This is a genomic window from Ilumatobacter nonamiensis YM16-303 (genome assembly GCF_000350145.1).
GTDB lineage: Bacteria > Actinomycetota > Acidimicrobiia > Acidimicrobiales > Ilumatobacteraceae > Ilumatobacter_A > Ilumatobacter_A nonamiensis.
The window spans coordinates 1-8,577 of sequence record NZ_BAOL01000152.1; the positions used below are offsets into that span (position 1 = coordinate 1).

Annotated in this window: 7 protein-coding genes and 1 pseudogene; 4 read left to right on the forward strand and 4 right to left on the reverse strand. The window is 67.0% G+C overall.

Annotation, left to right across the window (positions count from 1 at the left end):
* Window positions 1-41: 41 nt before the first annotated feature.
* Complete coding sequence (locus ON45_RS13785) at window positions 42-758, reverse strand: PIG-L deacetylase family protein (protein WP_040494576.1); 717 nt, start codon at window positions 756-758, stop codon at window positions 42-44.
* A gap of 65 nt (window positions 759-823) precedes the next feature.
* On the opposite strand from ON45_RS13785, the gene ON45_RS13790 reads away from it, so the two are divergent.
* Together ON45_RS13790 and ON45_RS13795 are read left to right on the forward strand one after the other, a co-directional pair.
* A complete protein-coding gene (locus tag ON45_RS13790; protein WP_051063063.1) occupies window positions 824-2,086 on the forward strand; it encodes a cytochrome P450 in 1,263 nt (420 codons plus the stop codon).
* Complete coding sequence (locus ON45_RS13795) at window positions 2,073-2,546, forward strand: hypothetical protein (protein WP_148288690.1); 474 nt, start codon at window positions 2,073-2,075, stop codon at window positions 2,544-2,546. Before ON45_RS13790 ends, ON45_RS13795 begins: the two co-directional genes overlap by 14 nt.
* 39 nt (window positions 2,547-2,585) lie before the next feature.
* Here ON45_RS13795 and ON45_RS13800 read toward each other — a convergent pair whose 3' ends face one another.
* Together ON45_RS13800 and ON45_RS13805 are read right to left on the reverse strand one after the other, a co-directional pair.
* The gene (locus tag ON45_RS13800; RefSeq protein ID WP_241432209.1) at window positions 2,586-3,158 is read right to left on the reverse strand and encodes a thymidine kinase; all 573 of its coding nucleotides are present in this window, start codon (window positions 3,156-3,158) and stop codon (window positions 2,586-2,588) included.
* Between the two features lie 91 nt (window positions 3,159-3,249).
* Window positions 3,250-4,765, reverse strand: a pseudogene (locus tag ON45_RS13805) (ATP-dependent DNA ligase).
* Between the two features lie 131 nt (window positions 4,766-4,896).
* Between ON45_RS13805 and ON45_RS13810 the strand changes: the two are divergent.
* Both ON45_RS13810 and ON45_RS13815 read left to right on the forward strand, forming a co-directional pair.
* Complete coding sequence (locus tag ON45_RS13810; protein WP_162833686.1) at window positions 4,897-6,843, forward strand: 2-oxoacid:acceptor oxidoreductase subunit alpha; 1,947 nt, start codon at window positions 4,897-4,899, stop codon at window positions 6,841-6,843.
* Entirely contained in the window at window positions 6,840-7,862 is a 1,023-nt protein-coding gene (locus tag ON45_RS13815; protein WP_040494580.1) for a 2-oxoacid:ferredoxin oxidoreductase subunit beta, read from the forward strand. Before ON45_RS13810 ends, ON45_RS13815 begins: the two co-directional genes overlap by 4 nt.
* A gap of 59 nt (window positions 7,863-7,921) precedes the next feature.
* On the opposite strand, the gene ON45_RS13820 is transcribed toward ON45_RS13815, so the two are convergent.
* Window positions 7,922-8,577 (reverse strand): ATP-binding cassette domain-containing protein (locus tag ON45_RS13820; RefSeq protein WP_148288691.1); only part of this gene is annotated, 656 nt, incomplete at its 5' end.

Here is an 8,577-nt window from a genome sequence, read left to right on the forward strand (position 1 = left end):
TGCCATCCGGTGTCAGACACCCGATGGCACCGACACCATGGTCAGCGGGTGTCGACCACCCGGAACGCCTCGGCGCTCGATCCCTCGGGGAGGCCGTGGTCGGCGGCGATTCCCTGCCACCACATCCGGACCCGTTCCTCGATCGCCGCGGGATCGGGATGCTGGCTGCGGTGGCACATGAGCGCCTCGATCTTGCGGTCGAGTTGGTCGGTGATGTCGACGACACCCTGGCCGTCGGTGCCGAACGGGATCCACACCTCGTCGACGCTCCACGGTTCCAACTCCGCGAGCGGTCGTCCCGGGAAGGCGAACGGATTCCGCGCATCGGGATACACGGCCGCCATCGTCGCCTCGCCGGTCGCGATGTGGTCCGGATGCGAGCCGTAGGTCGAATCCAGGTTGCGGACGGGGAGTTGGGTGATCACGACCTGGGGACGGACCTTGCGGATCACCACGCTGATGTCGTGGCGAAGGTCGAGATCGGCCACGACGCTGCCGTCCATGTGGCCGAGGAAGTGGAGTTCGGTCACGCCCACCTTCGCGGCGGCCTCGGTCTGCTCGCCCCGGCGGATCGCCGCCATCTCGTCACGCGGGATCGTGTGGTCGAACCCACCCGCCTGACCATCGGTGACGAGGCAGTACACGACCTCGACCCCGGCATCGGTGAGTGTGGCAACGGTTCCCGCGGCACCGAAGTCCACGTCGTCGGGATGCGCCATCACGGCAAGCACCCGCTCGATCTCGGAGGGTTGCAGCATGTGCCCCAGTCTGGCCCTCCGGCGATGCGGAACCGCACCCCCGCCGCTCTCTATTGTGGCGTGGCATGAGCATCACCGAAGCCGACCTGACCCTCGACGACATCGACCTCTCGGACATCGAATTCTGGGCCGGCCCGCGCGACGTGCGCGAGGCCGCATTCCGTCTCCTGCGCGCCACGCCGGGGCTGCCGCACTTCGAGGAGCGCGTCATCGAGGACTCTCCGTTCCCGCAGGGTCCCGGGTACCGCGCCCTCACGCGGCACGAGGACATCTGGTACGTCAGCCGGAACCCGAAGCTCTTCTGTTCCGGTCAGGGCTCGAACATCGGCGACATGCCCCAGGAGATGAACGAGTTCTTCGGCTCGATGATCAACATGGACGACCCGAAACACTTCCGTCTCCGGTCGATCGTCTCCAAGGGCTTCACTCCCAAGGAGGTCAACCGGGTGGAAGGCCTCGTCGCCGCCAAGGCGAAGGAGATCCTGGAACGCGTTCAGGCACAGTTCCCGGACAAGACGTGTGACTTCGTCGAGAACATCTCGGCGGCCCTCCCGCTCGAGATCATCTGCGACATGATGGGCATTCCCGCCGAGGACTACGGACGCATCTACGGATGGACGAACACGATCCTCGGCGTCGGCGACCCGGAGTACGTCACGTCCTACGAGGACCTGATGACGCAGTCGCTCGAGATGTTCACGTACGCCCAGGCACTCGGTGAGGATCGACGCGCCAACCCGCAGGACGACATCACGTCGGTGATGATGGCCGCCGAGGTCGATGGCGACCAGTTGACACCGCAGGAGTTCGGATCGTTCTTCATCCTCCTCGTGGTCGCCGGCAACGAAACGACGCGCACCGCGATCAGCCACGGCATGAAGGCACTCACGGAGCACCCCGATCAGCGGGACCTGCTGTACGGGGACTTCGAGACGCACGCGCGGTCGGCGATGGAGGAGATCGTGCGCTACGCCACCCCGGTCATCCACTTCCGCCGGACCGCCACCGAGGACACCGAGATCAACGGCACGCCGGTCAAGGCCGGCGAGAAGGTCGTGATGTTCTACAACTCCGGCAACCGCGATGAACGCGTCTTCGAGAACCCCGATGCATTCGACATCACCCGACCGCTGCAACCGGCCCAGGTCGGCTTCGGCGCGGGCGGTCCGCACTTCTGCCTCGGGGCAAACCTGGCGCGTCGGGAGATGACCGTCATGTTCGACGAGATCCGCCGCAGTCTCCCGTCCCTGCGGATCACGGGTGATCCCGCGTACCTCCAGTCGGCCTTCATCAACGGCATCAAGCGACTCCCGTGTGAATGGGACTGACGACTCACGACTCGGTGGTGTGATCACCGCGCTGACGCGCGTCGGTGTGCTGCTATTCGTCGGGTGGACGCTCTGGCTGTTCCAGGTGATGTACCGCGTGACGCAACTGTCGGAGTCCCGGCTGGCCACTGCCTGGGAGGAGCGGATCCAGGCACTCGCGTTCCTGACGTTCCCACCGAATCTGTCGTTGATCGCGCTCGCGGCGACGGCTGCCGCGACCGCCACGTGGCTTGCCGGTCCGACCCAGTCGCTCGGCCTCGCCGTGCTCCTGCGGACGTTGCGCTGGACGGCGAACCTGCTGATCGTCGTCGCCCTCGCGTCGATCCTCGTCGAGGTGTTCGGTCAGCCGACGGGAATCGACACGATCGAGACGGTCGCGTTCCGCCTCGGCGGGATGATCGGCCTCGTCGGCATCTCGTACCTCTGCCTCGCGGCCGGCCGCACCGCCCCCGGAGGTTGATCGTCGAATGTCCATCGGTGCCTGGCGCCGACGGACACTTCAGGTGCCGAGGTCGCCCGTCCGGAAGTGGTTGCGGCAGAGCAGCTCGTAGCGCACCGAGTCACCGAACAACGGCTGCGCGTCGGAATCACGGGTGTCGCCGACCATCACGGTGTCGCCCTCGTAGACCACTCCCCCGTTGACCACCCGGGCGTTGTGCGTGGCGCGGGCGCCGCACCAGCAGCGTGCCTCGACCTGCAATGGGCTGTGCTCGTCGGCCAACTCGAGCATCCGCTTCGTGCCGTCGAACAACTCGCCTCGGAAGTCCGTGAGCAACCCGAACGCGAACACGTCGACGTCCAGATCGTCGACGATCCTGGCGAGATCCTCGCACTGGGCCTTGGTGTAGAACTGGACCTCGTCACACACGATGTAGTGCAGCGGCCAGCTGTCGGTGGCGAGCCGGTAGAGATCCAGGTCAGGCGTGACCTCGATCGCCGGCGCCGCCACACCGAGCCGACTCGTGACCTGGCGACCCTCGCGATCGAGCGTGGTCAGTAGGAGTCCGAAGAGGTCCCGGTTGGCGAGATTGTGATGGATCTGCAGGGCGAACGTGCTCTTGCCGGAGCCCATCGTCCCGAAGTTGAATCGAAGCATCGCCATGGTGGAGATCGCGACCCTATCCGCCACCACCCCGCGCGATCGCGGAGCCTCCGGCGCGAATTCAGCCCGTCCGGCGGATGAGCGAGCGCACCGAGTCGATCGTGTCGGCGTCGACCGCCGACTTGTCGTCTCGGTACCGCTTGACCCGCGCGAACCGAAGGGCGACCCCGCCGGGATAGGTCGTCGACGACTGCACCCCGTCGACCGCGATCTCCACCACCTGCTCGGGCGACATGAACAGCGTGACGTCCCCAGATCGGCCCTTCGCCGAGACGCAGTTCCTCGAATCGTGCCGTCTGCCATCGCAGCATCTCGTCGGTCATCCCCTTGAACGTCTTGCCGACCATCACAAATCCGCCGGACTCGGGATCCCGCGCTCCGAGGTGGATGTTCGACAGGAACCCGCGACGACGGCCCGACCCCCACTCGACGGCGAGCACGACCAGATCGAACGTGTAGACGGGTTTGACCTTCCTCCATCCGGTTCCCCGCCGTCCCGCCTCGTACGGCTCGTCGAGGTCCTTGATCATCACCCCTTCGTGGCCGGCGTCGATCGCTCCTCCGAGGAACGCCTCCGCTTCGGCGACATCCGCCGTCACGATCGACGGGAGGCGCGAGCGTTGCGGCACCGTCGCCGCGAGCACCTCGCGACGCAGCGTCAGCGGCTCGTCGTGGACGGACTGCCCGTCGGCCACGAGGACGTCGAAGAAGAACGCATCGAGCGACGTGGTCGCGCGCATCGAGTCCTGGAATGCACGGGGCGAGCCGTCGTCGAGCACACCCATCGCCTCGCCGTCGAGAACGAGATCGCCTCCTGGCATCGCCGCGACGGACTCGGCGACCTCACCCAGTCGTGCCGTCACGTCGTTCAGATTGCGGGTGAACAACCGAACCTCGCCGTCACGCCGGTGGGCCTGCACCCGTGCTCCGTCGAGTTTCCAGTCGACCTGCACCGGGCCGTCGCGTCCCAGTTCGCCGACCGCCTCCGCGACGTTCGTGGCCGGACTCGCGAGCATCGGTTGCACGGGCCGGAGCGGCTCCAGGTCGATTGCGTCCAACGCCGTGCGACCGCCGGTCAATCCTGCAACGGCGGCGTCGCCGAGCCCACCCGCCATCATCGTCGCTCGGCGAACCGCTCCCACGGGTACGTCGGCTGCCTTCGCAACGGCGGTCGTCAACACTCCTTCGAGCGCGCCCTGACGGAGCTCGCCCGACAGGATCCCGCGGAGCAGGCGCTGTTCGTCGGCGGTCGACGCACCGAGCAGCCGTTCGAGTTCATCGCGACGCGCGGCGTGCACTCCGCTCCCGCCCATCGCCTCGATCGCCCGGAGCGATGCATCCACGTCGCCGACTGTCAACGTCGCGGACTCGGCCGGGGAACAGCGCACGTCGGCGAGCGTCGACCACCCCACGCCGATGCGACCGAGCGGTGTGGTCCCGACGAGGAACGCCACGGCGGGCTCGATCTCGTGCGGCGTCAGCCGACGCAGCACGTCGGCGAGCACTGCGACCTTCTCGTTGCGCTTGCTCGTCGCCGTGACCGCGACCGACGCTCGCGCCAAGTCCTCGAACAACATCGCCGTGAGTCTCGCGCCGATCGCATCATTCGCGTCCGGCGCGTCGCTCGTGCCCGCATGAATGCAGGTCGATTGGGTACGGTGAAGTCGTCGCCGTTGGGGAACGGCACATCCAGACTCACAACATTCCAATGGGGGAATCACAGATGACCGACACGATCGAACGGTCGGACACGGCGGGCAACGATCGGGTTCTCGATCACCTCGTCGTCCGCTTCGCCGGCGACTCCGGCGACGGAATGCAGCTCACGGGTGACCGATTCACCTCCGTGAGTGCGTCGTTCGGCAACGACTTGTCGACCCTGCCGGACTTCCCGGCCGAGATCCGAGCACCCGCCGGAACCGTGAACGGGGTGTCCGCGTTCCAGGTGAACATCGCCGACCACGAGATCACGACTCCCGGAGACGAGCCGAACGTGCTCGTGGCGATGAACCCGGCCGCACTCAAGGCCGACCTGCACCGACTCGAAGTCGGTGGCACCGTGATCGTGAACGAGGACTCGTTCGACGCCCGCGACCTGTCGAAGGCCGGCTACGTCGACTCGTCCGACGAGCCGGTCAACCCGCTCGAGGATGGCACGCTCAACGGTTACCGCGTCCTGAAGGTGCCGATGACGAGTCTCACCAAGGAGGTCTGCGAGCCGCTCGGCGTGAAACCGCGCGACGCCGAACGCTCGAAGAACTTCTTCGCGCTCGGACTGGTGTCGTGGATGTACACGCGTCCGACCGAGCCCACCGAGGAGTGGATCGGACAGAAGTTCGCGAAGAACGAACAGGTCGCGGCGGCGAACACCGCGGCGTTCCGAGCCGGATTCAACTTCGGTGAAACGACCGAGGCCGTCGGCCACCGCTATGAGGTCCGCCCGGCGACCCTGCCCGCGGGGACGTACACCTCGATCACCGGCAACCAGGCGCTGTCGTGGGGCCTCGTCGCCGCCGGTCAACTCGCGAAGTTGCCGATCACGCTCGGCTCCTACCCCATCACGCCCGCCAGCGACATCCTCCACGAACTCTCGAAGCACAAGCACTTCGGCATCCGCACCGTTCAGGCCGAGGACGAGATCGCCGCCGTGGGCGTCGCGCTCGGCGCCTCCTTCGCCGGGCATCTCGGCATCACCACCACGAGCGGCCCGGGCGTCGCGTTGAAGAGCGAGACGATCTCGCTCGCCGTGGCGATCGAACTCCCGCTGTTGATCATCGACATCCAGCGCGGCGGTCCGTCCACCGGGCTGCCCACCAAGACCGAGGCGAGTGACCTCAACATCGCGCTCTACGGACGCCACGGCGAATCGCCGCTCCCCGTCGTCGCGTCGAAGAGCCCGGCGGACTGCTTCCACGCGGCGATCGAGGCCGCGCGCATCGCACTCAAGTACCGCACCCCGGTGATCCTGCTCAGCGACGGCTACCTGGCGAACGGGTCCGAGCCGTGGAAGCTGCCCGACGTCGACTCGCTGCCCGACATCTCGGTGCCGTTCGCGACGGGAACCAACCACGTCGACGACGACGGCAACGAAGAGTTCTGGCCGTACCTGCGCGACCCGGAGACGCTGGCACGTCCATGGGCGATCCCGGGCACGCCGGGCCTCATGCACCGCGTCGGTGGACTCGAGAAGGCCGACGGCACGGGCAACATCGACTACACGCCCCAGAACCACGAGCGGATGACGGAGCTGCGCGAAGCCAAGGTCGCCGCAGTCACTGCCGACATCCCACCGACCGAGGTGGAAGGCGATGTCGATGCCGACGTCCTCGTCCTCGGCTGGGGATCCACGTGGGCCGCCATCGATGCCGCGGTCCAGCGCCGTCGCCGTGTCGGCGTGAAAGTCGCGAAGGCACACATCGCGCACCTCAGCCCGCTCCCGCCCGACCTCGGCGACCTCCTCCGTCGCTATCGAAAGGTGATCGTGCCCGAACTCAACCGTGGACAGCTCGCCCACCTGCTGCGCGGTACCTACCTGATCGACATCATCTCGGTGTCCAAGATCCAGGGTCTGCCCTTCAAGTCACGAGAGATCGAGGCGGCGATCGACGCGGCGATCGAGAGTCTCGGCGCCGACTCGGAAGGAGGCGCGTCATGAGCACCGCCCAGGTCGCCGTCACCACCAAGAAGGACTGGACCAGCGATCAGGAGGTTCGGTGGTGCCCCGGCTGCGGCGACTACGGCATCCTGCTCGCCGTGCAGCAGCTGATGCCCGAACTCGGCGTCGCACCCGAGAACACCGTGTTCGTGTCCGGGATCGGTTGCTCGAGCCGGTTCCCGTACTACATGAACACCTACGGGATGCACTCGATCCACGGCCGTGCGCCGGCGATCGCCACCGGCATCGCAACCGCTCGTCCCGACCTCGACGTGTGGGTCATCACGGGCGACGGTGACGGCCTCTCGATCGGCGGCAACCACCTGATCCACGCGCTGCGCCGCAACGTCAACATCAACATCCTGCTGTTCAACAACCGGATCTACGGCTTGACGAAGGGCCAGTACTCGCCGACGTCCGAGGTCGGCAAGGTCACCAAGTCCACGCCGGTCGGCTCGGTCGACGCTCCCTTCAACCCGCTCTCCGTTGCGCTCGGCGCCGAGGCCAGCTTCGTCGCGCGCACCCACGATCTCGACCGCAAGCACATGCAGGAGACCTTCCGGGCCGCGCACGCACACAACGGCGCGTCGTTCGTCGAGATCTACCAGAACTGCAACGTGTTCAACGACGGCCAGTTCTCCGACATCACGAAGAAGACGAACCGGGAGAACATGATGATCGACCTGGTGCACGGTGAGCCGATCCTGTTCGGCCCGGACCGTGAGCGCGGCGTGATGCAGGGCACCGACGGGTTCCTGCACATCGTCGAGGTCGCCGACGTCGGGCTCGATCAGATCCTGATCCACGACGAGAAGAACGACCGTCCGTCGCTGGCGTTCGCTCTCGCCCGGCTCAACGACGACGACCATTCACCGACGCCGTTCGGCGTGTTCCGCAACATCCAACGCAGCGAGTACGCGCAGGCCGTGAGTGACCAGGTGGTCGCCGCGAGCGAGCGCCGGGGCCCCGGCGACCTCGGCGAACTCCTCGCATCGAACGGAACCTGGACCGTCGGCTGACCCCGGTCGTCGGGCACCGCGTGCCATCGGGTGTCTGACACCGTTTGGCACGGGGTCGGTCAGGCGATGCGGCGGCCGTCGGTGGCGTCGAAGATCAGGCTGCGGTGGACCTTCAACCGGATCGACGCGCCGGCGTCGGTGTCGTCGGCATCGCCCGTTGCCGTGACCTGGCGTCCGCCCCAGGAACACAACAGGCTCGACGGCGCGCCGGGGATGACCCGCCTCAGGACCGCGGTGGCTTCCCCACGATCCGCACGTTCGAGATCCTCCGGCCGGACTCCGAGCTTCACCGTTCGACCCACGTGGTCCCGGAGTGCCGGCGACCACGAACGCAACCGAACCGCACCCTCCGCACTCAACCAGAACCCGCCGCCGTCGGCGGTGACCTGCACCTCGAGTGTCCACAGTGGTCCTGTCGACATCGCGACGTCGAGCGTCGCCGGCTCGTCGTGGAGGTCGATGGGCGTTCCGAACTGGACGACACGCGCCGGCGAGCCGTCGAGGACGTAGATCGACGATGCCAGCGACATCGCGTCGGAGGGATCGTTCGTCGCGATGATCGTGGTGACGCCGTAGCCCTCTTGGAGCTTGCGGATCTCCGATCGCATCGCCGCCCGCAACTGTTCGTCGAGCGGTGCGAACGGTTCGTCGAGCAGCAGCACCTTTGGAGTGCGCACCATCGTCCGCGCGATCTGCACCAGTTGTTGCTCGCCGA